Origin of the sequence: Mycolicibacterium pulveris (assembly GCF_010725725.1) — a bacterium.
GTDB lineage: Bacteria > Actinomycetota > Actinomycetes > Mycobacteriales > Mycobacteriaceae > Mycobacterium > Mycobacterium pulveris.
The window spans coordinates 1,413,376-1,437,289 of record NZ_AP022599.1 but is presented as its reverse complement, the minus strand read 5'-3'; the positions used below and the strand labels follow the sequence as shown (position 1 = coordinate 1,437,289).

Annotated in this window: 21 protein-coding genes; 12 read left to right on the top strand and 9 right to left on the bottom strand. The window is 68.6% G+C overall.

Features of this window, described 5'->3' with window-relative positions; translation table 11 throughout:
* Window positions 1-103: 103 nt before the first annotated feature.
* From G6N28_RS07075 to nrfD, 5 genes are all read left to right on the top strand, one after another.
* Window positions 104-904, top strand: a complete 801-nt coding sequence (locus G6N28_RS07075; RefSeq protein ID WP_235674494.1) for a restriction endonuclease — start codon at window positions 104-106, stop codon at window positions 902-904.
* Window positions 905-1,080: 176 nt separating this feature from the next.
* Window positions 1,081-1,638, top strand: a complete 558-nt coding sequence (locus G6N28_RS07070; RefSeq protein WP_163898625.1) for a hemerythrin domain-containing protein — start codon at window positions 1,081-1,083, stop codon at window positions 1,636-1,638.
* Between the two features lie 66 nt (window positions 1,639-1,704).
* The gene (gene fdh, locus G6N28_RS07060; protein ID WP_179962033.1) at window positions 1,705-4,965 is read left to right on the top strand and encodes a formate dehydrogenase; all 3,261 of its coding nucleotides are present in this window, start codon (window positions 1,705-1,707) and stop codon (window positions 4,963-4,965) included.
* On the top strand, window positions 4,962-5,795 hold the full coding sequence (locus G6N28_RS07055) for a 4Fe-4S dicluster domain-containing protein (RefSeq protein WP_163898620.1): 834 nt from the start codon (window positions 4,962-4,964) through the stop codon (window positions 5,793-5,795). The genes fdh and G6N28_RS07055 overlap by 4 nt, the downstream gene beginning before the upstream one ends.
* Window positions 5,792-6,736: an NrfD/PsrC family molybdoenzyme membrane anchor subunit gene (gene nrfD, locus G6N28_RS07050; RefSeq protein ID WP_163898617.1), complete on the top strand. Its 945-nt coding sequence runs from the start codon at window positions 5,792-5,794 to the stop codon at window positions 6,734-6,736. Before G6N28_RS07055 ends, nrfD begins: the two co-directional genes overlap by 4 nt.
* 175 nt (window positions 6,737-6,911) lie before the next feature.
* On the opposite strand, the gene sodC is transcribed toward nrfD, so the two are convergent.
* The 5 genes from sodC to G6N28_RS07025 are packed head-to-tail and all read right to left on the bottom strand — an operon-like array spanning window position 6,912 to window position 12,611.
* Complete coding sequence (gene sodC / locus G6N28_RS07045) at window positions 6,912-7,787, bottom strand: superoxide dismutase[Cu-Zn] (RefSeq protein WP_163898613.1); 876 nt, start codon at window positions 7,785-7,787, stop codon at window positions 6,912-6,914.
* A gap of 37 nt (window positions 7,788-7,824) precedes the next feature.
* Window positions 7,825-8,841, bottom strand: a complete 1,017-nt coding sequence (locus G6N28_RS07040; protein ID WP_163898610.1) for an NAD(P)/FAD-dependent oxidoreductase — start codon at window positions 8,839-8,841, stop codon at window positions 7,825-7,827.
* Complete coding sequence (locus G6N28_RS07035; protein ID WP_163898607.1) at window positions 8,838-9,347, bottom strand: isoprenylcysteine carboxyl methyltransferase family protein; 510 nt, start codon at window positions 9,345-9,347, stop codon at window positions 8,838-8,840. Before G6N28_RS07035 ends, G6N28_RS07040 begins: the two co-directional genes overlap by 4 nt.
* A gap of 1 nt (window position 9,348) precedes the next feature.
* On the bottom strand, window positions 9,349-10,407 hold the full coding sequence (locus G6N28_RS07030; protein ID WP_163898604.1) for a type III polyketide synthase: 1,059 nt from the start codon (window positions 10,405-10,407) through the stop codon (window positions 9,349-9,351).
* Window positions 10,404-12,611 (bottom strand): MMPL family transporter, encoded by a 2,208-nt coding sequence (locus G6N28_RS07025; RefSeq protein ID WP_163898601.1) that lies wholly within the window; start codon window positions 12,609-12,611, stop codon window positions 10,404-10,406. Before G6N28_RS07025 ends, G6N28_RS07030 begins: the two co-directional genes overlap by 4 nt.
* Window positions 12,612-12,697: 86 nt before the next feature.
* Here G6N28_RS07025 and G6N28_RS07020 point away from each other — a divergent pair, with 86 nt between their 5' ends.
* A complete protein-coding gene (locus G6N28_RS07020; RefSeq protein ID WP_163898598.1) occupies window positions 12,698-13,342 on the top strand; it encodes a DUF1361 domain-containing protein in 645 nt (214 codons plus the stop codon).
* Window positions 13,343-13,413: 71 nt separating this feature from the next.
* On the opposite strand, the gene G6N28_RS07015 is transcribed toward G6N28_RS07020, so the two are convergent.
* Entirely contained in the window at window positions 13,414-14,139 is a 726-nt protein-coding gene (locus tag G6N28_RS07015; RefSeq protein ID WP_197745779.1) for a M15 family metallopeptidase, read from the bottom strand.
* A 505-nt stretch (window positions 14,140-14,644) separates the two neighbouring features.
* On the opposite strand from G6N28_RS07015, the gene G6N28_RS27000 reads away from it, so the two are divergent.
* From G6N28_RS27000 to G6N28_RS06995, 4 genes are all read left to right on the top strand, one after another.
* Window positions 14,645-14,782 carry a hypothetical protein gene (locus G6N28_RS27000; protein WP_235674493.1) on the top strand — a complete coding sequence of 46 codons (138 nt, stop codon included), beginning with the start codon at window positions 14,645-14,647 and terminating at the stop codon, window positions 14,780-14,782.
* Window positions 14,783-14,839: 57 nt separating this feature from the next.
* Entirely contained in the window at window positions 14,840-16,228 is a 1,389-nt protein-coding gene (locus G6N28_RS07005; protein WP_163898595.1) for a WS/DGAT/MGAT family O-acyltransferase, read from the top strand.
* 38 nt (window positions 16,229-16,266) lie between these two features.
* Window positions 16,267-17,637, top strand: a complete 1,371-nt coding sequence (locus G6N28_RS07000; protein WP_163898592.1) for a hypothetical protein — start codon at window positions 16,267-16,269, stop codon at window positions 17,635-17,637.
* A gap of 281 nt (window positions 17,638-17,918) precedes the next feature.
* Entirely contained in the window at window positions 17,919-18,398 is a 480-nt protein-coding gene (locus G6N28_RS06995) for a hypothetical protein (protein WP_235674492.1), read from the top strand.
* A gap of 50 nt (window positions 18,399-18,448) precedes the next feature.
* On the opposite strand, the gene G6N28_RS06990 is transcribed toward G6N28_RS06995, so the two are convergent.
* Window positions 18,449-20,005, bottom strand: a complete 1,557-nt coding sequence (locus G6N28_RS06990; protein ID WP_163898588.1) for a DUF7937 domain-containing protein — start codon at window positions 20,003-20,005, stop codon at window positions 18,449-18,451.
* Window positions 20,006-20,132: 127 nt separating this feature from the next.
* Here G6N28_RS06990 and G6N28_RS06985 point away from each other — a divergent pair, with 127 nt between their 5' ends.
* Window positions 20,133-21,815, top strand: coding sequence for a DUF7159 family protein (locus tag G6N28_RS06985; protein WP_163898585.1), 1,683 nt, complete (start codon window positions 20,133-20,135; stop codon window positions 21,813-21,815).
* Window positions 21,816-22,028: 213 nt separating this feature from the next.
* Window positions 22,029-23,069: a patatin-like phospholipase family protein gene (locus G6N28_RS06980; protein ID WP_163898582.1), complete on the top strand. Its 1,041-nt coding sequence runs from the start codon at window positions 22,029-22,031 to the stop codon at window positions 23,067-23,069.
* A 12-nt stretch (window positions 23,070-23,081) separates the two neighbouring features.
* Here G6N28_RS06980 and G6N28_RS06975 read toward each other — a convergent pair whose 3' ends face one another.
* Together G6N28_RS06975 and G6N28_RS06970 are read right to left on the bottom strand one after the other, a co-directional pair.
* A complete protein-coding gene (locus G6N28_RS06975; protein ID WP_163898579.1) occupies window positions 23,082-23,477 on the bottom strand; it encodes a type II toxin-antitoxin system VapC family toxin in 396 nt (131 codons plus the stop codon).
* Window positions 23,478-23,726 carry a type II toxin-antitoxin system Phd/YefM family antitoxin gene (locus G6N28_RS06970; protein ID WP_163898575.1) on the bottom strand — a complete coding sequence of 83 codons (249 nt, stop codon included), beginning with the start codon at window positions 23,724-23,726 and terminating at the stop codon, window positions 23,478-23,480.
* Between the last annotated feature and the right edge of the window lie 188 nt (window positions 23,727-23,914).

The following is a 23,914-nucleotide window of genomic DNA, read 5'->3' as shown; positions in this document are numbered from 1 at the left end:
TGCCTCCTTCAAAGATGCTTCGGAAAGCAAACTGGCGAACTTTACAGGGCAACTGTGGGCACTTCGCGGGCGAATCAAGCCAGGCGACCTCCTAGCTATGCCCATGAAAACCACCAAGCAGATCGCGCTCGGTCGTGTTACCGGTCCGTACGAATACCGTGCACAAGAACCGGATCCCGGTAAGCGGCACGTCGTAAAAGTCGACTGGCAACGCGAAGATCTTCCACGTTCTGCGGTAAAGCAGGACCTGCTGTTCACCCTAGGGAGCGCCCTCACGATCTTCAGCCCGAGAAAGGGCAATGCAGTGGCTCGATTGGCGCACCTCCTCGAGCACGGCAGCGACCCAGGGCAAGTGACAAAATCTCCAATTTCGAATCAACACAAGCAACCACCAGGTACTGACACGACTGACGTCGTCGATGAGCCAGAACTAGCTCCCGATATCGAAGAGGCCGCACGAAACCAAATCACCACCAAGATCGAGGAGGAGTTCACTGGCCACGACCTCGCCACACTCGTGACAGGGTTGCTCCAAGTAGAAGGAATGCGCTGTATGCAATCGCCCCCGGGGCCAGACGGCGGAATCGACATCGTCGCCGGCCGGGGCTTGCTCGGGTTGGATGATCCGATCCTGGTTCAAGTTAAATCTGGTAAAAGCCAAGTAGGGTCTCCGGTGGTCTCGCAATTGCACGGAGTTATGGCGACCCATGGTGCGCGCCAAGGCCTCCTCGTTGCATGGGGTGGGCTGACAAAGCCAGCCCAAGAAGCTGTGAAGAGCAACCAGTTGCGAGTCCGGGTTTGGCAGTCTGAGGACGTCGTTGACCTAGTGTTAGAACATTACGACCATCTGAGCGGTGACATTCGTAGCCGGGTTCCGTTGAAGAGAGTGTGGGATGTTGGCTGACGCCGCATTGTAATTTCGACAGCCGCGCAACTCTTGCGATCAGCGCGGGTAGAACACCCATCGCCGGAGCGCTCACCTTTGTATGGTCTGGCCGCCAAATTATTACAAGGCTGCGCGCTCGCGAGGAGTTTGGCCGCCGCGGCCGGGGGTACGCGGCGGACGAACGAAGGAGGACCATGGCTGACACCGTGACGGGCAACATCGTCGACGACATCATCGCCGACCACCGCGAGTTCGAGAGCGTGTTCACCGAGATCGAATCCGGCGGTGATCCGCGCACCCAACCGGATCTGGTGGACCACGTGATCGCGGGCATCGTGCGGCACGCCGTCGCCGAGGAGCAGTACGTCTATCCGACGGCCCGACGGGCACTGCCCGACGGCGACGAGCTCGTCGAGCACGAGATCGAGGAGCACTCGCAGGCCGAGGAGATCATGAAGGACATCGAGAAGACTGGCGCCGAGGACTCGGAGTACGACGAGCTCGTCCGCAAGCTGATCGCCGACATCCGCCATCACATCAAGGACGAAGAGGAAGACCTGCTGCCTCAGCTTCGCACCGCCTGCCCGGGTGACGAGCTGCAGGAGCTCAGCGAGAAGTTCCACCAGGCCAAGAAGATGGCGCCCACCAGGCCACACCCGTTGGCGCCGGACCGTCCGCCGGCCAACAAGATTCTCGGAGCCGGCGCCGGGCTGGTCGACCGGCTGCGCGACGCGCTGATGGGCCGCAACTAGGCGCGCTTGATTGCCTTCTCCGCGGTTCCCGGGTTTGATCGGGGATGTCGCGGGTAGGAGGCGCTGATGCAGATCAAGAAACTGTTCCAGTCGTGGCCGGTATATCGCCAGCTCACGGGGCAGGATCCGACGGGACGCGGGCAGGCCGCCCAGTCCAAGCGCAGCGCCGAGCTGACCCCGCGCACCGTCGACGCCGACCGCGTCGCGCACTCGGTCTGCCCGTTCTGCGCGGTCGGCTGCGCGCAGAACGTCTACGTCAAGGACAACAAGGTCATCCAGATCGAGGGCAATCCGGACAGCCCGATCTCCCGAGGCCGACTGTGCCCCAAGGGATCTGCCAGCAAGCAGCTCGTCACGGGCCCGCAGCGGCTGACCAAGGTGCGCTACCGCCCGCCCTATGCCACCGAGTGGCAGGAACTCGACCTGGACACCGCGATGGACATGGTCGCCGAGCGGGTGCTCGACGCCCGCGAAAAGGGCTGGCAGCAGTTCGACGCCGACCGCAACACGCTACGCCGCACCATGGGCATCGCCAGCCTGGGCGGCGCCACCCTCGACAACGAAGAGAACTACCTGATCAAGAAGCTCTTCACCGCCCTGGGCGCGTTACAGATCGAGAACCAAGCGCGGATATGACACAGCGCCACGGTTCCCGGTCTGGGAGCCTCCTTCGGTCGCGGCGGGGCGACGGACTACCAGCAAGACCTCGCCAACTCTGACTTCATCGTCATCATGGGCTCGAACATGGCCGAAGCCCACCCGGTCGGGTTCCAGTGGGTGGTCGAGGCAAAGGCCCGCGGCGCCCGCGTCGTGCACATCGACCCGCGCTTCACCCGCACCAGCGCGCTGGCCGACCAACACATCCCGCTGCGCGCGGGCAGCGACATCGCGTTCCTCGGCGGCGTGATCAACTACATCCTGTCCAACGAGCTCGACTTCCGCGAATACGTCACCGCCTACACCAACGCCTCGTTCCTGGTCGACGAACGCTACCGCGACGCCGAGGATCTCGACGGCCTGTTCAGCGGCTACGACCCCGACACCGCCTCCTACGACCCCTCGAGCTGGCAGTACCAGACCACCGACACCGAAGAGGGCGGCGCCGAGGACTCGGAGGAGGCCGCGCCGGAACGGCACGGTTCCGGCGGCGCCCCGATCGAAGGCGCCCAACAGATTCCGGCCGATCCGACGCTGCAGGACCCGCGCTGCGTCTACCAGATCCTCAAGCGCCACTACGCCCGCTACACCCCCGAAATGGTGGAGCGCATCTGCGGCGTGCCCGCCGAACAGTTCCTCGAGATCGCGCGGGCGTGGACGGAAAACTCCGGGCGCGAACGCACCTCGGCGCTGGTGTACAGCGTCGGGTGGACCCAGCACTCGGTGGGCGCGCAGTACATCCGCGCGGGCTCGATCATCCAGCTGCTGCTCGGCAACATCGGCAGGCCCGGCGGCGGCGTGATCGCGCTGCGCGGCCACGCCAGCATCCAAGGCTCCACCGACGTGCCGACGCTGTTCAACCTGCTGCCCGGCTACCTCGCGATGCCCCAGGCCGGTCACGCCACGCTGTCGGACTACCTCGACGACATCATCGGCAAATACCAGAAAGGGTTCTGGCGCAATGCCGATACCTACATGGTGTCGCTGCTCAAGGAGTACTGGGGTGACGCCGCCACCGCCGACAACGATTACTGCTTCGACTACCTGCCCCGCATCAACGGCGACCACGGCACCTACCGCACCGTGATGGACATGGTTGACGGCAAGGTGTTCGGCTACTTCCTGCTCGGCCAGAACCCCGCCGTGGGCTCCGCGCACGGCAAGCTGCAGCGCCTCGGCATGGCCAACCTGGACTGGCTGGTGGTGCGCGACCTCGTCGAAATCGAAAGCGCCACCTTCTGGAAAGACGGGCCCGAGATCGAGACCGGCGAGATCACCCCGCAGACCTGCCGCACCGAGGTGTTCTTGTTCCCGGCCGCCTCGCATGTGGAGAAGTCCGGCACGTTCACCCAGACCCAGCGGATGCTGCAGTGGCGCGAGCAGGCCGTCGAACCACCCGGCGACGCGCGCTCGGAGCTGTGGTTCTTCTACCACCTCGGCCGCCGGATCCGCGAAAAGCTCGCCCGCTCAACCGATGAGCGCGACCGCCCCATCCTGGACCTGGCGTGGGACTACGAGATGGACGGCGACGAACCCTCGGCCGAGGACGTGCTGCGCCGCATCAACGGCGTGGACCTGATCACCGGGCGCGCGCTCAACGGCTACACCGAACTCAAGGCCGACGGCAGCACCGCATGCGGCTGCTGGATCTACAGCGGCGTGTACGCCGACGAGGTCAACCAGGCCGCCCGCCGCCACCCGCATACCGGGCACGGCCCGCCCGGCGAGTGGGGCTGGGTCTGGCCGATGAATCGGCGTGTGCTCTACAACCGCGCCTCAGCCGACCCGCAAGGCAGGCCGTGGAGCGAACGCAAGAAACTGGTCTGGTGGGACGCCGGGGTCGGCGAGTGGACCGGCTACGACGTCCCGGACTTCGAGAAGGCCAAACCGCCGGGCTACCAACCTGATCCGGACGCTGTCGGCGTGGATGCGTTACGTGGCGACGACGCGTTCGTCATGCAGGCCGACGGCAAGGGGTGGCTGTTCGCCCCCAGCGGCGTGCTCGACGGCCCGCTGCCCACGCACTACGAGCCCCACGAGTCTCCGGTGCGCAACGCGCTGTACAAGCAGCAGGGCAATCCGGCGCGCAAAGTCTACGGACGCGACGACAACCCGTCGAATCCGTCGCCACCGGAACCGAACGGCGAGGTGTTTCCGTACGTGTTCACCGCCGCGCGGCTGACCGAGCACCACACCGCGGGCGGCATGAGCCGCCAGCTGCCCTATCTCAGCGAGCTGCAGCCGGAGCTGTTCGTCGAGGTGTCCCCGCAACTCGCTGCGCTGCGCGGACTTTCGCACATGGACTGGGCGCACGTCATCACCAGCCGCACCGCGGTCGACGCCCGGGTGCTCGTCACCGACCGGATGCGCCCGCTGCGGATCGAGGACCGGGTGGTACACCAGATCTGGATGCCCTACCACTGGGGCCACGTCGGGCTGATCGACGGCGACGTGGTCAACGATCTGCTCGGCGTGGTGGCCGACCCGAACGTGTTCATCCAGGAGAGCAAGGTCGCCACGTGCGATATCCAGCCGGGCCGTCGGCCCCGCGGACCCGAATTGCTTTCGTACATCGAGGAATACCGACGCCGGGCGGGTATCACTATTGGGACGGGAACCCAGCTGGACACCACCAAGGCCGCCGACGAGCACACCGAGGAGACGCCATGACCGCCTACGACGAGCAGCCGCGGGTCGGGTTCTTCACCGACACCTCGGTGTGCATCGGCTGCAAGGCGTGCGAGGTCGCGTGCAAGGAATGGAACGACGTGCCCGACGACGGGTTCAACCTGCTGGGCACGTCGTTCGACAACACCGGTGAGCTGGGCGCGAACTCGTGGCGCCACGTTGCGTTCGTCGAGCAGGCCCCGGTGGACCTCGGCATGCCCGGTCTGCAACGGCCCGGCGACTTATCGGGCGCCGAGACCCGCACCGATTTCCGCTGGCTGATGAGCAGCGACGTGTGCAAGCACTGCACCCGCGCCGGCTGTCTGGATGTCTGCCCGACGGGTGCGTTGTTCCGCACCGAGTTCGGTACTGTCGTTGTGCAGCAAGACATCTGCAACGGTTGCGGATACTGCGTGTCGGGCTGCCCGTACGGGGTTATCGAGCGGCGCGAGGGTGACGGCCGCGCCTGGAAGTGCACGCTGTGCTACGACCGGCTGCGCGACGGGTTGGAACCGGCGTGCGCCAAGGCGTGTCCCACCGACTCGATCCAGTTCGGGGTGCTCGACGAACTGCGCGAGCGGGCTGCCCGGCGTGTCGAGGACTTGCACGCCCGCGGCATCACAGAAGCGCGGCTGTACGGCGAGGATAGCGACGACGGGGTCGGCGGCGACGGCGCGTTCTTCCTGCTGCTCGACGAGCCGGAAGTGTATGGGTTGCCGCCGGATCCGGTGGTTCCCACGCGCGACGCCCCCGCGATGTGGCGCTACGCCGGGATCGCGGCGTCGGCGCTGGTGGGCATCGCGGTGTCGGCTTTCGCGGGGCGGCGCCGATGAAGGAACAGCTGGCGGTGCCGCGCGCGGAGTTCCGCTCCTACTACGGCAAGCAGATCCTCAAGACCCCGGTGTGGAACTGGATGATCGCGGCCTACCTGTTCACCGGCGGGCTGTCGGCGGGCTCGGCGATGCTGGCCGCGGGCGCGGACCTGACGGGACTGCCTGGGCTGCGCAAGGTTTCGCGGATCGGCTCGCTGGCGGGGGTGCTGGCCAGCCTCTACTTCTTGATCGCCGACCTGGGCCGCCCGGAACGGTTTCACCACATGCTGCGGGTGGCCAAGCCGAGCTCGCCGATGAGCGTCGGCACCTGGATCCTGAGCGCGTACGGGCCCGGCTCAGGGGTTGCCGCGGTGGCCGAACTGATGCCCAGCTGGCTGCGACGCACGCGGCTGGGCCGGCTGGTCGCGCGGTTGGCGCGGCCCGCGGGGTTGTGGGCGGCTGCGACGGCGCCGGGGGTGGCGTCGTATACGGCGGTTCTGTTGTCGCAGACGGCGGTTCCGGCGTGGCGGGAGGCGCACCCGTATCTACCGTTCGTGTTCACCGGCTCGGCCGCGGCCAGCGGCGGCGGGCTGGGCATGCTGCTGGCGCCGACGGCCGAGACCGGGCCGGCGCGGCGGATGGCCGTCGTCGGCGCCGCGGTGGAGGTGACGGCGTCGCGCGTCATGGAACAGCGGATCGGCCTGCCCGCTGAGGCGTACACGACCGGCAAGCCGCACCGGCTACGTCAGCTGTCGGAGGCCCTGACCGTCGGCGGGGCGGTCGGGGCGGTGCTCGGCAGGCGCCGCGCGGTGACGGCGGTGTCGGGGGCGGCGCTGCTGGTGGGCAGCGCGCTGCAGCGGTTCGCCGTGTTCGAGGCGGGCGTCGCGTCCACCCGCGACCCGAAATACGTTGTGGTGCCGCAGCGCGAACGGGTCAACGCACGTGAGCGTGCCCGCCTCTAGGGTGCATATACCGAAATGCCAAGCTCTGAGCGAATTATTCGCTGACGTCGGGACCGCGTGTAGTAGTTGAGCGAATTTTTCGCTCATAGCTTGGCAATAGCCGCGCCACGGCTTCCGGAGAGCCAGCGCCCGCACGAGGCGCCGGGCATCGACTCGGGGTCACCCCGCCCCGGGGTCACCCGCCCGGCTGCCCCTCCTCCGGCGTGGTCGTCGTCGTCTCCACGGTGGTGGGCGTCGTCGTCGCCGGGCTCTCGGTCGTGGTCGGCGTGGTGGTTTCCGTCTCCGCAGCCGGGGGCTCCGTGGCCGGCGGAGGCTCGGTGGCCGGCGGCGTCGTCTCAGCGGGCGGCGGGACCACCGGGGCCGTCTCGGTGACGGTCGTCGTATCGGTGGTCGCCGGCGTCTCGGACGCGGGGGCCAGCACGCCGCACGCGACGCGGCTGCCGGCGTCCCCGGTGGCCAGCGTCTCGGCGTCCGGGCCGGGCACGCCGTTGACGGTGTAGCGCGGCGGGATGTTGGCGAAGTTGTCGGGCAGCTCGTGCAGCATCAGCGCGGAGCCCTGCGATCCGCGCAGGTCCTCGATCGTGAACGAATCGGAGGTGGCGACCAGGCGCGCCGACCCGTCCGAACGCACGTCCACCGGGGTCAGGTCGCCGGCGGCGGGATGGCCGTCGCCCTGTCCGCGCGTGTGCAGGTGCCCGCCGGCGGACAGGAAATCGCCGGGTTCGCCGCCGTCGGGGGCGACCGAGTTGGGTTCACACTTGCCGATCGCGTGGATGTGGAAGCCGTGGAACCCGGGTGTCAGGTTGCCTCCCTCGGCGGTCTCCAGCGTGATCGTGGCGTAGCCGTCGGTGAACTCGATCGTCGCGTTGGCGACGGTGGTGCCGTCGGCGGTCCGCAGCTCGGTGGTCAGCGTCTCGGCCTCCGGTGCGGGGCTGGTCGTGGGGGAGGTCGTGGTGGTCTGGTCGGCGGTTTCCTCGGCGTTGCAGGCACTCAACATGGCGATGGCGAGGGGTGCGGCGAGCGCGGCGGCGGCGGTTTTCGACTTGGACATGAGGGGCGCGTACCCGATTCAAGATCTTTCAATCGCGTCAGTCGGCCAGCTGGTTGACGGCCAGCGCGAACACCCGCGGAAACGCCGCCGCGGCGGGCACGATCCGCGACCGCACCGGCCGCCAGGCACCCGCGTTCACCAGCGCCGACGTCAACAACCGGTAGCGGCGCGACATTCGCCGCCACTGCCGGTCGTACTCGCCGGGCCGGTCGGCGATGACACAGCTCACCAGCAACCGAGCCGCATCGAAGGCGATGCCGAGCCCTTCGCCGGTCAGCGCGTCGACATAGCCCGCCGCGTCCCCGACGAGCAACACCCGACCCGTCGACAGTGCGCGGACGCGCTGCCGCAACGGCCCGGCGGCCATGTCCGGCCCGTGCGGGTGATCGGCCATCCGGTCGCGCAGCGCGGTGAAGGCGCATAGCTGCTGATCGAACCCGCCGCGCTGCGACGTCAGGATCGCGATGCCGACGCAGTCGTCGGCGACCGGTGTCACGTAGGCCTCGGCGCCGGAGGCCCAGTACACCTCCACGTGATCGGTCCACGGCGCGATCCGCACGTGCCTGCGGATGCCCCACCGGCGCGAGCCGTGCGACGGCCGCGCCAGCCCCAGCGACCGGCGGATCGGCGAATGCAACCCGTCGGCGGCGGCGAGGTAGCGCGCCCGCAGCGCGCCCATCCGCACCGACGTCGAATCCTGTGTTACCGCACCGGCTTCCGTGGTGAACACCGGCACGCCGACCGCCATCACCGCGTCCCGCAGTGCCGCGTGCAGCGCGGTCCGGCGCACCCCGCGGCCGGGGCCGGAACGAAACGCCGCGTCGACGCTGCGGTGCTCGTCCAGGTAGCGGATGCCGCGGAACGGCCGCCCCGGCGGATCGACGCCGAGACGTTCCAGCTGGCGCAGCGTGTGCGGCATCAGCCCTTCCCCGCAGGCCTTGTCGATCACGCCGCGACGTCGTTCGACGACGACGACGTCGAGTCCGGCGCGGGCGCTGTGCAACGCGGTGACCAGTCCGGCCGGCCCGCCGCCCGCGATCAGAAGGTCGATCACTTCAGCTCCGCCAGCGCCGCGTTCTCCACCTTGATCCGTGTCCGCAGCAGCGCCGCGTTGAGCACGGTGAACACGACGGCGGTCAGCCAAGCCGTATGCACCAGCGGCAGCGCCATCCCTTCGAGCACCACGGCGACGTAGTTCGGATGCGGCACAACGCGATACGGCCCACGATCCACCCGGGTGGCGCCGGGAATGACGATGACCCGGGTGTTCCATTGCCGGCCCAGCGTCGCGACGCACCACCAGCGCAACCCTTGCGCGGCCACCACGAGCCCCAGCATCGGCAAGCCCAGCCAGGCAAGGAAAGGCCGGTGCAGCACGACGACTTCGATGACACACCCGGCCAGCAACCCAGTGTGCAACGCAACCATCGCCGGGTAATGACGCGCACCCCACTCGACACCCCCACGGGAACGGCTCCACAACAGGTTGCGTTGGGCCACAACCAGTTCGGCGACACGCTCCACCGCGATCGCGCCGACCAGCAGCAGATACCAGAGCATGTCAGTGCCAGCGCAGCAGGACCAGCTCCGAGCAGAAGCCGGGCCCCATCGCGATCACGACCCCCGGGCTGCCGGGAGGCGGCTGTTTGGCGATGGTGTCGCGCAGGACGAACAACACCGACGACGACGACAGGTTGCCGACCTCGCTCAGCGAGCGCCAGGTCAGCTCCAGGGCGTCGTCGGGGAGCCCCAGGGTGTCGACGATCGCGTCGATGATCTTCGGCCCGCCGGGATGGCTCACCCAGGCGCCGACGTCCTCGACCGTCAGCCCGTGTGAGGCGAGGAAGCCGGCGACGTCGTCGCCGAGATAGCGTTCGACCACGGCGGGCAGATCCGCCGCCAACACCAATTCCATTCCGTCCGAACTGATGTCCCAGCCCATCGTGCGCAGCGAGTCGGGGTAGAGATGGCTGCGGGAATCGAGGATGTCGGGTCCGCGCGCAGCGATCGTCGACGCGCGACGCTCGCCGACGGCCACCACGGCGGCCGCGCCGTCGCCGAACAACGCGCTGCCGACGATGGTGGCCATCGTCGGGTTCACCTTCTTGCCCAGCGAGCACAACTCCACCGACAGCAGCACCGCGACGTCGTCGGGGGCACCGCGCAGATAGTCGTTGAGCCGGGCCAGGCCCGCCGCGCCGGCCACGCAGCCCAGCCCGAACACCGGCAGCCGTCGCACGTCGGGGCGAAGGCCGACGCGCGCGGCGATGCGGGCGTCCAGCGGCGGGACCGCGATCCCGGTGACCGTCGTCGTCAGGATCACGTCGACGTCGGCGGGCGCCAGCCCGGCGTCCTGCAGCGCGCCCGAAAGCGCCGCCGCCCCGAGGGAAACGGCGTGGGAGATGAACGCGTCGTTGGCGGCGCCGAAGTCGATCAGCATCGGGTAGTCCTCGAGCGGCACGACGAGATGGCGGCTGCGGACGTGCGCGCTTTCGTGCAGGGCCCGGATCTCCGCCTCATGCGCCTCCCACCCGGGATAGGCGAGCAGGGCCTCGGTGATCTCGGACTGGGCATAGCGGTGGCGCGGCAAGGCGCCCCGCACGCTGGCAATGACGCTCACCTATTGGACACGACTTGGGGGTCGGGTTGGTTCACCACCCCGTGGCCGTCGTCGAGGCCGAAGCGGTTGTGCAGCCAGGTCATCCACTTGGGCGCCCACCAGTTCCACCGGCCCAGCACGTGCATGAACGCGGGCACCAACACCATCCGCACCAGCGTGGCGTCGGCGAGCACGGCCAGCGTCAGCCCCAAGCCCAGCAGCCGCAGCACCGAGACATCGGAGGCGATCAGTGCCGCGAACGAGATCGACATGATCAGCGCGGCCGCGGTGATGACGCGCGCGGTGTGGGCGACCCCGAGCGCGACGCTTTCGTCGTTGTCGGCGCGGGTGCGGCCGGATGAAAGCCAGAACTCGCGGATCCGGGAGACCAGGAACACCTCGTAGTCCATCGACAGGCCGAACGCGACGCAGAACAGCAGCACGGCGATGTTGGCGGTCAGTGTGCCGGTCGGTGTCGTGCCGAGCGCGCCGAGCTGCCCGTCCTGGAAGATCCACACCATTGCACCGAACGCGGCGGTCAGCGAAAGTACGTTGAACACCAACGCTTTCAGCGGGACGACGACGCTGCCGGTCAGCAGGAACAGCAGCCCCAGCATGACGACGGCGATCACCGCGAGCACCAGCGGCAGCCGCGAGGTGATCGCGGCGACGCTGTCGCGGTTGATCTGCGCGGTCCCGGTGACGAGCACGGGCCTGTCGGCGGGGCCGGCCAACGCGTGCAGCGCGTCGAGCTGGGCTTCGGAGCGGTCGGTGAACAGCGGCGCCGTACTATCGACGGTGAGAAACGCGCTGCCGTCGGCGAATACCGGCGGCGACACGGAGGCGACGTCGGGTATCCGGGCCAGGCCGGCCGCGTAGCGCTGCATCTCGCCGGGGCCGACGCCGGCGGCGTCGGGGATCACCACGGTCACCGTGGACTCGAAGTTGGCGGCGAAGTCGTTGCGCAGCTGATCACCCACCTGATGCGCCGACGCCGACGCCGGTAGCACACGATCGTCGGGGAAACCCCACCGCACGCCGAGGAACGGCACCCCGAGCAGCACGAGCAGCGCGACGACCGCCAACCCGATCGGAATCGCGCGCGACATGACGAATTTCGGTGTGCGGTACCAGAACTGGCGCTCGACAGGACGCCGAACGGGCGCGGGTCGCCGGAACACGCGGCGAAGCAGCCGTCGTACATCGAGCGCGTCGAACCGGTCCCCGAGCGCCACGATGGCCGCGGGCGTCACGACCAGCGCGGCGACCATCGTGAACCCCACGGTCACCACCCCTGCGTAGGCGAACGACTTGAGGAAACGCATGGGGAACAGCACCATCGCGGCCACCGACAGCGCCACCGTCGTCGCGGAGAACACCACCGTGCGGCCCGCGGTGACCATGGTGCGCACCAGGGCCTCGTCGCGGCCGGCGCCCTCGGCGAGCTCGTCGCGGAACCGGCTGACCATCAGCAGCGTGTAGTCGATGGCCAGGGCCAACCCCATCGCGGCGGTGAGGTTGAGCGCGAAGATCGACACGTCGGTGGCGAACGTGATGGCATGCAGCACCGCCAGCGCACCGAGAATGGCCATCACGCCGACCGCGATCGGCACCGCGGCGGCCAGCGGCCCACCGAACACCCACACCAGCACCAGGAAGCTGAGCGGGATCGCGATCATCTCCATCACCAGCACGTCGCGCTGGGACTGCTCGGTGACCTGCACGTTGACCATCGCGACGCCGCCGGCCCGCACCGTGACGCCGTCGCGGTCCTGGGCGATCTCCGAGGAGAGCTCCTTGGCGTACTTCTGTGAGTCGTTCTCCCCGCCGCGGATGCCCGCGATCACCAGCCCGGAGCTGCCGTCCGTGCTGACCAGCCGGGCCGCGGCCGGGGGTGGGGCGGTCCAGGCCGAGGTCACGGTCGCGACGTGCGGGGAGCGGCTCAGCTGCTCCACGATGGCGGTGCCCGCGGCACGCGCGGCTGCGCTGTCGGCGCCGTCGGGCGCGGTGACGACGATGAGCAGCTCCACGCCGCCCTGGTCGAACTTGTCGGTGAGCAGCTGGGTCGCCTCCGTCGACTCCGAGGAGGGGTCCTGGAAACCGCACGCACACAGCCGGTTTGCCACCGGGATGCCGAAGAGGGCCGCCAGCACCGTCGCCAGCGCGGCCACGGCGAGGACGCGACGCGGCGCGGCGATGGCCAGCCGTGCGATCCCGTGCAGCACGCGGCATCCTCTCAGTCAGGCTTCCTAACACTATTCACGTGCGCAAATGCCCGAAGGTTCACCGGACTGGCTGGCAAGCTGCACGGATGACCTCGCTGTCGCGATACCTGCTGTCCTTCTCGCTGGTGGCCACCACCGGGTTGGCGATCATGCTGGGCATCACCGATCCGGCCGAGCCGCTGTACTACCCGACCGCGTTCCTGATCTGGAACCTGGTGTTGGCGTGGATGCCGATGGTCTTCGCGGCCGGTTTCGCCGCGGTGCGACGCCGGATCTGGCTGATCCCGCTGGGGGCGTGCTGGCTGGCGTTTCTGCCCAACGCCCCGTACCTGGTGACCGATCTCGTGCACCTGGAGGCCAACGCCGAACTGTGGCGGCACGTCCTGCAATACGGGGTGGCGGCGTGGACGGGCATCATCCTGGGCACGGTGTCGCTGTGGCTGGTGCACCGCCGGATCGAGCGCGAGTTCGGCGTGCTGGTCGGATGGGCGGCGGCGATCGTGTCGGTCGGGTTGTGCGCGATCGGCGTCGTCATCGGGCGGTTTCAGCGGTGGAACTCGTGGGACCTGGTGACGGACCCGCGGGCGATCGCGACGTCGACGCTGGACTGGGTGAGCTCGCCGCTGTCCTACGTGGAGTCCACGGGGGTGGGGATCGCGGTGGCGGCGTTCTTCGGGTTGGCGTATCTGACGGTGTGGTCGCTGTGTGCGTCCGGGCGCGTTGAGCCGTGATTGTGCCGTTTCATACGCCCCGCGCGGCGTGTCGCGGATGAAACCGCACAATCGGCGGAGCTGGCGGGTGGTCAGCGACGTTCGAAGTGCTGGTAGTCCTTCGGGGTTCGCCAGTTCCCGCCCCAGACCCAGCCGCGGTCGGTGAACACCGCGACGGCCGGGTCGCCGTCGTGCAGCAGGCCCGGGTCGATGCGGTTGCGATCCAAAAAGACCTCGGCGTTGGCGGGCTGAAGGTCACCCGCGGCGTCGATGTACGGGTTGAGCAGCGGGTTGACGTCGATGGCGCGGCCGAAGGCGTGCCATGACCACTGGCCGCTGCCCGGGATGTCGCGGCAGTTGAACGCCGAGGTGTTGTTGTCGCGCATGGACAACTCGTCGTCGGCGTTCGGGTAAACCTCGACCGTGCGCATCTTCTCGATCGGATAGCCGAGCCGATACAGGTCGGCGAAGATCGCGATGACCTCGTCGACGAGGTCCTCGTGCACGATCAGCTCGCCGCGGCGGGGCTGGTTGTCGAACCCGATGTGGTCGAGTTCGACGCGCCGCAACCGCTCCGGGCCCAGCGGGCACCCCGGGCGCCAGCTCGCCCCGAGGTCGGCCGCGGTGACGGGGTGAACGGCAGGCCCGACCGGCGTCGGGCTGGGCGGTGAAGGGGCGCTGGTCGACGGCGGCGGGGACGCTTCCGAGGAGGCGGGCGGCGGCGGGGCGTCGGGGGTGGGCGGTGGCGAGCTGCAGTGCGGCAGCACGACGGCGGCGGCCATCGCCAACGCCACCAACCATGCGCGTCGTGCAGTCATTCGATCCGACCAGCTTTCACCGGGGAGGTCCCGGCTGCGGCCAATGTAGCGCCGGCGCGCGTCGGCGACTGTGCGGATTCATCCGGCCGGAGCGGCGTGTTGCGGATAAAACCGCACATTCGCGGGGGGTTCACTAGGCTCCCGGTGACAGCGGAACCTCGCGGATTCGGGGATCACATGGACAACCGCAAGTACGCCCGGGAGAGCGAAGAGGCGCGCGCGCAGGAGATCGAAGAGGCCGCGCAACGGCTGCGCGAGTTCGACACGTTCGCGAAGTTCTCCGACAAGGACCTCAAGCGGCTGGTGCAGACGGCGCATCGCACGTCGACGTCGGGGCCGTGGCCGCTGATCCAGGAGCACACGCCCTCGGAGTCCTGCTACATCCTGCTCAGCGGGGAGGCCGGGGTGTACGTCGGCCACGACCGCATCGCGGTGGTGGGGCCCGGCGAGGTGATCGGGGGAGTCGGCGCTGCGCGGTTCGCTGCGCAACGCGACGGTGACGACGATGGGCAGCGCACAGGTGCTACACATCGCGCGCGACGATTTGCGGCGGCTGCTCGACGAGATCCCGGCGCTGCGCGAGACCATGAACCAGACCGTCGCGCGCCATGTTCCCGGCGCTTCGCCCGACGGTTCGGGCTAACCGGTTTGCCACCCCTTCGGCGTTTGACGCAAGTGTCAACGCGGGTACCTTCGACGGATGGAACGGCTCACCGCGTTCGACGCCAGTTTGCTTTACGCCGAGACGAGTTCGGTGCTGCTGCATGTGTGTTCGATCGCGGAGCTGGACACCACCACGATCCCCGGTGGCTACGACTTCGACGGGCTACGTGACCATCTGGCGTCGCGAATGAGCGCGCTCCCGGAGCTGCGAGCAAAACTTGCGAACAGTCATCTCAACCTCGATCACCCGGTGTGGGTGGAGGACACGGAGCTGGACGTGTCGCACCACCTGCACCGGATCGCACTGCCCGCACCTGGCGGGCGCCATGAGCTGAGCGAGGTGTGCGGACGCATCGCGTCGATTCCACTGGCCCGCGACAAACCGCTGTGGGAGATGTGGGTACTCGAAGGCGTCGCCGGCACCGACCCGCACGACGGCGGGCCGATCGCGTTGATGATCAAGGTGCACCACGCGGCCGTCGACGGGGTGTCGGCGGGCGAACTGCTCAGCCATCTGTGCGACCTGCAACCCGACGCGCCGCCCCCGGATGCGGTGGCGGGGCCCGGCGGGGCGCTGCCGCTGGAGATCGCCGCCGGGGGGTTGCTGCGGTTTCTCACGCTTCCGTGGCAGCTGACGCGGGCAGTGCCCGCGACGGTGTCGACGGTGGTGAGCACGATCGGCCGGGCGCTGAGCGGTCGGGCGATGGCGGCGCCGTTCAAGGCCCCGACGACGGTGTTCAACGCCGAGATCACCGGGAATCGGACGCTCGCGTTGGCGCAGCTGGACCTGGCTGACGTCAAGCGGGTGAAGGACCGTTACGGCGTCAAGGTCAACGACGTGGTGATGGCGTTGTGCGCCGGGGCGCTGCGCGGATATCTGGAGGGCCGGGGCGAGTTGCCGGACAAGCCATTGGTGGCGGTGGTGCCGTCGTCGGTGCGTGGGCTGTCGGACCGGCCGGGGCGCAACCAGTTGTCGGGCATGTTCTGCAACTTGAAGACACAGATAGCGGATCCGGTGCAGCGCCTGCGGGCGATCGCCGAATCAAGCTCGCGGGCAAAGGAACACAGCTCGGCGCTCACACCGACGCTGTTGGCGGATGTGACCCAGGCGCTGCCGCCTGCGATGTTCGGGGTGGCCTTCGACGTCATGTCGCATACACCGTTGAAACACACGGCGATTCACAACGTCGTGCTGTCAAACGTGGCGGGCCCGCAGGCCGAGTTGTATGTGATGGGGGCGAAGCTGAAGGCGCTGTATCCGCTCGGGCCGATCTTTCACGGCTCGGGGTTGAACATCACCGTGATGTCGTTGAGCGGCAAGCTCAACGTGGGAATCGTCTCGTGCCGCGACCTGGTGGATGACCTGTGGGATCTGGCCGATCTCTTCGAGGCTGAGCTCGATGAACTGGTGCGGCGCCGAAATTAGTGTCCGGAGCACGGCGGCGGCTGGGAGACAATTGACGGGTGCTGCCGACCCGATCGACCTTGGAAGGCTGGCGACCGGACGCGTTGTGGGGTTCGTCGGCAGCCGTGGAGACCGGTGGTGACGCGGTACGGGCCGCGGTGTCCAGCGTCGACGACGCCTGTGGGCGGCTGCCGGAGCTGAGCGCGTGGGCGGGGACGGCGCACGACGCGGCCAAAGAGATGTTCGGCCGGGCCGACGGCGTGGCCGAGACGTTCTCGAACTACGCCGGCGCCGTGGCGGCGGCGATACGGGACGGCGCCGCATCGCTGGAAACCGCGCGTAACGCATTGCTGGCCAAGGCCAACGAGCTCGACACCGGCCCGCTGAACGTCACCGACCAGTGGGTCGTGCAGATCGATCCGAGGCATGTCTCCGCGGAGGAGATGGCCGATTTGCAGGCGCTGGCGCTGCAGGAGCAGGCGGCGGTGAACGCGATGCTGATCGCGGTGGGCGACGCCGACGACGCGATGGCGAACGCAGTCCTGAAGGCGGGCAACGAGTTCGGGTTCGTGGAGCCGGCACCGTCGACCGATCTGGCGGCGATGATGATGGCGACCGCGCAGCGGCCGGCCGATCAGGTGCCCGATCCGCGGACGGTCATCGGGCTGGTCGGCCAGGAGGCGATGCGGGCCGCGGACCAGCAGCAGAACGTGCGTGAGGTCATCGAATCGACCAACGAATACGGCGAGGAGGTGACCACGGTGATCAAACAGGACGGAAGCAAGGCCGTCGCCACCCGCATGGACCCGTTCGAATGGCCGAGCAAGATGAACTTCTACCAGATCGAGGAGTTCGACAGGACCGGCGCGTTCGTCGCCACGACCAGTTCGTGGCATGACATGGGAAACGACTGCGACTACACGTCGTTCGCCTACGCCGACGGCTCCAACCTGTCGATGTCGATGGATCCGACCGGATACGTCACGGTCGGCTTCACCACGGCCGACGGGCACCACAGCGCGGTACCCGTCGAGTTGATCGACAACATCTCGTTGGTGAGCACCTCCGGCATGTCCGGGTTGGAGAAACACATCGCCCGCGGCGGCTCGCTGCCGATGGTCACCCCCGAGTCGGTCGACAAGATCGGCAAGACAATGAAGTTCGGCGGCCCCGCGGTTACGGTGGCGACGACGATCTTCGACATGGTGATGGCCGACTCGCGGCACGACAGGTGCGTCGCATTGGCCGCCGGGGCCGCCGGCGGTCTCGGCGGTTGGGGCGGCGCGAAAGGTGGTGCAGCTCTCGGTGCGGCGACGGGACCTGGAGCGTTATTTCTCGTTCCAACCCTTGCCATCAGCGGCGCGCTTCTCGCGGGATTCGGCGGCCGCGAGTTAGGCAAAATGGTCGGAGACGCGGTGTGTCCGTACTAGGCCTACCGGAGCCCCCGGGTTGGCGTGGTGGGCGGCGGTTTCTCGTGGTGATCGGCACGGTGGGCATCGTTGTCGCAGTGGGTTTGGCCTGTCTGGGTGTGGCGGCAGTCGGCCGTGGAAGCTACTTGACCGCAGTGGTTTTCATTGGATTGGCCCTCGTTTGGCTGCTGGCAATGACAGCGATAGCCTTGGCCGGTTCGGGCCGAACCACTGCACGGACCACAAGTGATGCAACGGGTTTCACCGTGTGGCCGGATCGACGGTTCACCATCATCTGCCTCGTGTCGACCGTGCCGGCCATTTTGAGCTGCCTACCCTTAGCGGTCTTCGGACCGTTCGGCGTCATCGATATGCCCGACAGCCGCTACTTGCGAGGGGTCATACCTGGTCTGGCAGGATTCGCTGCGTTCACGACGATCTTGAGCTTGGTCACCGCGTGGCGTCGCAAGGGAATCGGACACGTCAAGCTGACGCCGAGCGTGGTCGAGAACGCTGACATTCTCAAGGTTCGGGTGTTCGACTGGGACGACGTGGTCGACGTCGCCGACCATGCGGAATCGAAGAAGGCGCGTCGCGCAGTGGTGCTTCGGATGCGCGACGGCCACGAAGAGATCATCACGATCGCCGACATCTATCTGCCCCGTGGGGCCGCGCTGTACTGGTTGGTGCGCCACTACTGGCGCCATCCCGAGGACCGGGCGGAACTGGTGGACGGCCGCGCGGCCGAGCGGCTGCGCGACGGCCGATTCGACCTGGAGTGATTTCGGCGCGCTGATGGCCCCCTGAGGGTGCATGAGCGCGCCGAAATCGCCTAGGGGTCGCGGCGCTGGATCCGCAACCCGATGGTGAACTGCTCGGTCTCCGGCGCGGGCAGCACCGTCGTCGAATCCTCCTTGAGCCGAGCGATTCTGGGAGGCTGAGCAGGCTGCGAAGGCTGGGTGACCGTCGGCGGCTCTGGCTCCGGCGCAGTGACGCGGGCTTCGCGGCGGCGCATCAAATAGCCCGCCAGCGGACCGGTGAACAGCATCACCAGCAACACGGCGAGAGACAGCAGGCAGATCACCACGTCGAACATGCTGGTGATCTGCTGGACGAGGTTGTTGCCGTAGATCGCCTCGGGCGACGCCTCGGCGTACCGCGGGGCCAGCGCGACGCCGATCGCGATGTTGGCGACCGTGAACACGAACAGCAGGCCGCTGAACGCCGCCATCACCGCCGGCGAGGCCTCGCCCCGGCCGAGCTGGCGGTTCAGCCACGCCGCGACGATCCCCGCGAACAGGTTGAACGCCGTCATCGCCACGCTGTCGTACAGCGCGCGGGGCAATTGCAGCGAGGCGGCGATCACGAAGTCGATCACCCGGCAGACCGCGGCGGCGAACGCCCAGAACGCGATCAGCGTCAGGCACTTCTGCGCGGCGGAGCGAAACGCCCCCAGGGTCGGCGGCTTGACGAGAAAGACGGTGTACAGCGTCGTCGGCGCCACGATCGCCGCGGCGGCCGCCCAGAACAGGTAGCCCTCGTAACCCACCGCCGCCGTCGAGGTGTTCTGCGCGATGCCGTGAAACGCGTCGATGTCGCGGCCGATCGGGAACACCCACACGAGCGTCGCGGCCAGCGCGGCCGACGCACCCAGCGCGGTGGTGGCCAGGCGCGCGGCGGCGGACTTCTCGGTCAGCCAGCGCGACCCGATGATCAACGCGATCAGCGCGACGGCGCCGTACAGCAGCGTGGTGACGATGACCGCGACGTCCTGACCGCCGAACTCGCCGTCGGTGACGAACAGATAGCGCAGCCGCCAGTACACGTTCCACGCGACCGACAGCGTCGCGAGTCCGATCGACACGGCGCCGAGCACCCGAGCGACCGCGTACCACTGCCGAAACCGGTTGTCCTCGATGGTGACACTGGTGACCGGCGGCTGCGCGGCGAGCAGCGCACCCGCCACGCCCAACACCAGGCCGGGCCCGACGCCCGGCGGCACGATGCCGGTGCCGCCGTCGCGCACGGTTTCGAACAGGTGGTATCCGACGAAACCGACCGCGACCACGAGGTAGGGCAGGCAGACGAACAGCCGGATTCGGCTGAGCAGGCGGACGTCGAGCTGCGGGTTGGTCAGCCGCAGCGGGCCGATGTGGGCGTCGAGCGCGGCGGTGGCGGCGAGCAGCGTCACCGCGATGACGGCCGCCCACCACGAGCCCTCACTGCCGGGGACCCCGAACCCGAAGTCGAGGTTCCACGGCAGCAGCAACGCGAGGAGCAGCAGGGCGACCGCGACGCCGTCGCGCACCCTATTGGTGCGGACGGGCACGTGACCGGCCCGCGGTGACCGGGGGACGGCGACGGTGGCGTCGTAACGCGGGTCGCTCACGTGCCGATTCCTCCTTTAGGGACATGTTGCGCTTCAGCGTGCTCACTTTTGCGTCGCCGCACAAGCGAGACGGTAGAGAGTAACTTTGGACCGTCGTGGCAGGCACGAGAATGGCGAGGGTGAACTGGTGGACGTAGTCCTCGGGGTGGCGGTGACCGGGCGGGTCGCGCGGCTGGCGATGGTCGGCGCGGCGGACGGGCAGGTGTACGACCAGTACGCGCTGGACCTGCCCGACGACGCGATGACCGACCTGGCCGACACGATCGTGGGCACGTACCGCGCGGTGGCCGACTCGGGTAACCGGGTGGCCGCGACGCGGCTCTGCCTGCCCGACGCGGCGCGGGCCGAGACGCTGCGCCAGGCGGTGGCCGACGCCGGGGTGCAGAACGTCGAGGTGATCTCGGAGGTCGACGCGGCCGCGACACTGGCCCGCAGTACCGGCGCGGACGCCGCGTTGCTCATCGCTGACGACGACACCGTGTCGCTGACGGTGATCGGGCAGGACGAGGAGTCGACGTCGGTGCTGGCGTCGGTGCCGATCGGGGCGGCCGGCGCGGCCGTCGCGTGTGCCGAGGTGCTGCGGCAGGTGCCCGACGAGGGGGTCGTCCGGATCATGCTGGTCGGGCAGCGACTCGACTTGGATTCTGTTGCGGCGGAGCTCAGTTCGACGACGCCGGTGGAGTTGCCCCAGGACGCGGGGTTCGCGGTCGCGCGGGGCGCGGCGCAGACGGCGCAGGAGTCCGGGTTCCCGGCGGGTGCGGCGACGCAGATGGCGCCCGTGGCTGGCGATGCCACGCAGATGGCGCCGGCCGCCGCGGATGCCACGCAGATGGCGCCCGCGCCGGATCCGGCGGCGGTGGGGCCGCAGCTGGCGTACTCGCAGGAGGAGCCGGGCGAATACGAGCTGCCCTTCGATGCGCTCGAGGAGTACGTCCCGGAGCTGGAAGACGAAGAGGCCTACACCTCGATGATCCCGCCTCCGCCGCCGCGGACGCTGTTGATGGGCAGTGCGCTGGGCTTCGTGGTGGTCAGCTTCGCGACGCTGGCGGCGTCGGTGGCGATCGCGGTGCGGCCGGTGGCCGACGTGTCCGCGCAGCCGCCGCCCCCGGCGCAGGCGCAGGCGCAGACGGTGCCGGGGCGGTACCTGCCGACGGTGCCGCACGAGCCGGACCCGGTGGCGTTGCCGGTCGCGGTGGTGTCGCCGGCGCCCGAGGCGCCGCGAGGAACGGGCGCGCTGATCAACCGGGGGCCCAACCGCGTCGTACCGCAGGTTCCGGCGCCGCAGGTGCCGCCGCCGGCGCCCGCTCCGGCCCCGAACGTGCCGGTGGTCCCGGTCGTTCCTGTGGTTCCGGTGCCGCCGTTCAACCCGTTCCCGACGCTGCCGACGTGGACGACGACGGTGACGACGTCGGTGACGCCGACGACCACCGCGACGACGCCGACGACCACGAGCACGGAACCGACGACGACCGAGACGACGACGTCCGAGCAGCCGACTACCGAGACGACCACGGAGACGCCCACGACGTCGGAGGAGGCGCCGACGACGGAGCCGACGGTGGAGTACGCGCCGGTCACGCCCGCGCCCGAGCCGCCGACGACGCAGATGGTGCCGGCCTACACGCCGCCGCCTGCCGTTGCGCCGGCCCCCGCACCCGCGCCGGTCGCTCCGGCGCCTGCCCCGGTCGCTCCGGCGCCTGCTCCGGTGGTTCCGGAGCTGCCGTCGAGCGGCGGATACGGCAGCGGAAGCGACAGTGGCAGTGGCGGTTCCGTCCAGTCGCCGGCGACGACGGTGCTGGAGTCGCCGTAACTCGACCGTGTCAGGTCGGGTCGTGGGCGTCGTGCAGGCCCGCCAAATATCGGGGCGAAGCCAGCCGCGATCGGGCACCGCCGCCTGGCGGTGCGGGCCCAGGCGCGGACCTCGGCGGTGCTCGGCCCGTGTGCTGCGGCAGGTGGGCGGTGGTCGGTGACCTCGGCCCGTAACGAGGCCCGACGCGCAGCATCTCGTGTCAGGCTAGGGCCCATGGCTGAGAAGCGATCCTCAGACCGCGGGTCCCGGCGTGCGGACCTCGTGCTGTCCGGCGGCGGGGTCAAGGGCATCGGGTTGGTCGGGGCGGTCGGCGCGCTCGTTGATGCGGGTTATGAGATCCAGCGGGTGTCGGGCACGTCGGCGGGGTCGCTGGTGGGGGCGGTGGTGGCTGCGGCGTCGCAGCGGAATCCACTGACCAGCGAACAGTTGCGCGACCTCGCATTGAGCGTGCCCTATCGCAAGTTCGCCGACAGTGGCCCGATCGAACGGATCCCACTGTTGGGAACGGCGTGGGGCTTGCTACGCGAAACCGGTGTCTACCGAGGCGATTTCGCTCACGACTGGATCCGCGGTGAGCTAAAAAACCTGGGGGTCAGCACGTTTGGCGACCTCGCCGTCGACAGCGATCATCTCCTGCCGGAGCGTCGGTACCGTCTGGTGGTCACGGTGGCCGACCTGACTAGCGGGCAACTGGTTCGGCTGCCATGGGACTACCGGCGGCTCTATGGCCGCGACCCCGACGAGCAGTCTGTGGCCGACGCGGTGCGGGCGTCGATGGCGATACCGTTTCTGTTCCGACCCGTCACGCTGAAAAACGCTGCTGGACATCCATGCACGCTGGTCGACGGCGGCGTGTTGTCGAACTTTCCGATCGACTCCTTCGACCGCCCCGATGGCAAGGAGCCCCGTTGGCCCACATTCGGTGTGACGGTGGTTCCCTACCTTCCTGCCCCGGGGATCGAACACCTCATTCCCGGGCTGGGCCCGTTGAAGTTGCGGGGAACGACGTTGCTGGAAAGCCTGATCACCACCATGCTGGTCGGCCACGACCAGGCACACCTCGACCAGCCCTGGGTCAAGGTGCGCGCCATCCAGGTGGACTCCACCGATGTCGGTGTGCTCGACTTCGGCATCGGCCGCCAGGACGCCGAAGCGCTGTACCAGCGCGGGTATTCGGCGGCGACCACGTTCCTGTCCTCCTGGGACTGGCCGGCCTACCTCGATCGCTTCCGCAGAGCTCATCGGGCGGGCTGACCCGCCGACACGTCACACCGCGACCACCCCGACCAGATTCTCAAGACCGACGAAACTGTCGGCATTGCGGGTGTAGAGGTCCAGGCCGTTGGCATGGGCGGTGGCGGCGTTGAGCAGATCCGCGAAGCGGCTGCGGGACTTGCGCCCTCCGCCGATGATCGCCGCGACGACGAGTCCGTAACTGCGAACTGCTCTGCCGTCGAACGGGATCGGCTCCATCAGGGATTCGACCTCCTGCAGCCGCGACTGGCGTTTGGCGGCCTCGATCGGCGTACTCGCCAGGAGAGGACCGGCTGCCAGCTCGGCAGCGGTGATGGCCGAGATTGCCATTTCGTCCGGTAGCTTGGCGACGACCGACGGATTGTGCCAGTCGATCACCACCGACGTGTCGAGCAGCCCGGCTGACATCTACACGCTCTGATCGACGGCGTCGTCGAGTTCGCGACGAAACTGGTCGGGGTCGATGCGGACACCCGCGGCGGAAATGCGCGCCAGGTCGTCGCGGGTGATGAACGTCTTCCGGGCAGCTTGTACGGGACGAAGCTCTGCGACCGGTTCGCCGTTGCGGGTGACCACGAATGTCTCACCCGCGGACACCGCATCCATCAGCTTGGCATTCTCGTTGCGCAGTTCCCGCTGCGGGATGATCTTGGCCATATGTCGAACGTAGCGCAATGTGCTACACACCGCTACGGTGGAGTGGTCGGCGACTTCGGCGCGCTGATGCCCCCACAGAGTCCATGAGCGCGCCGAAATCGCTCCGTTGCCTCTCGTTCACCCGGTGATCGCCGGCTGGCTACCTGTGCGCGCCAAGCTCACTCGACTCATCGGACGAGAGAAGAGGA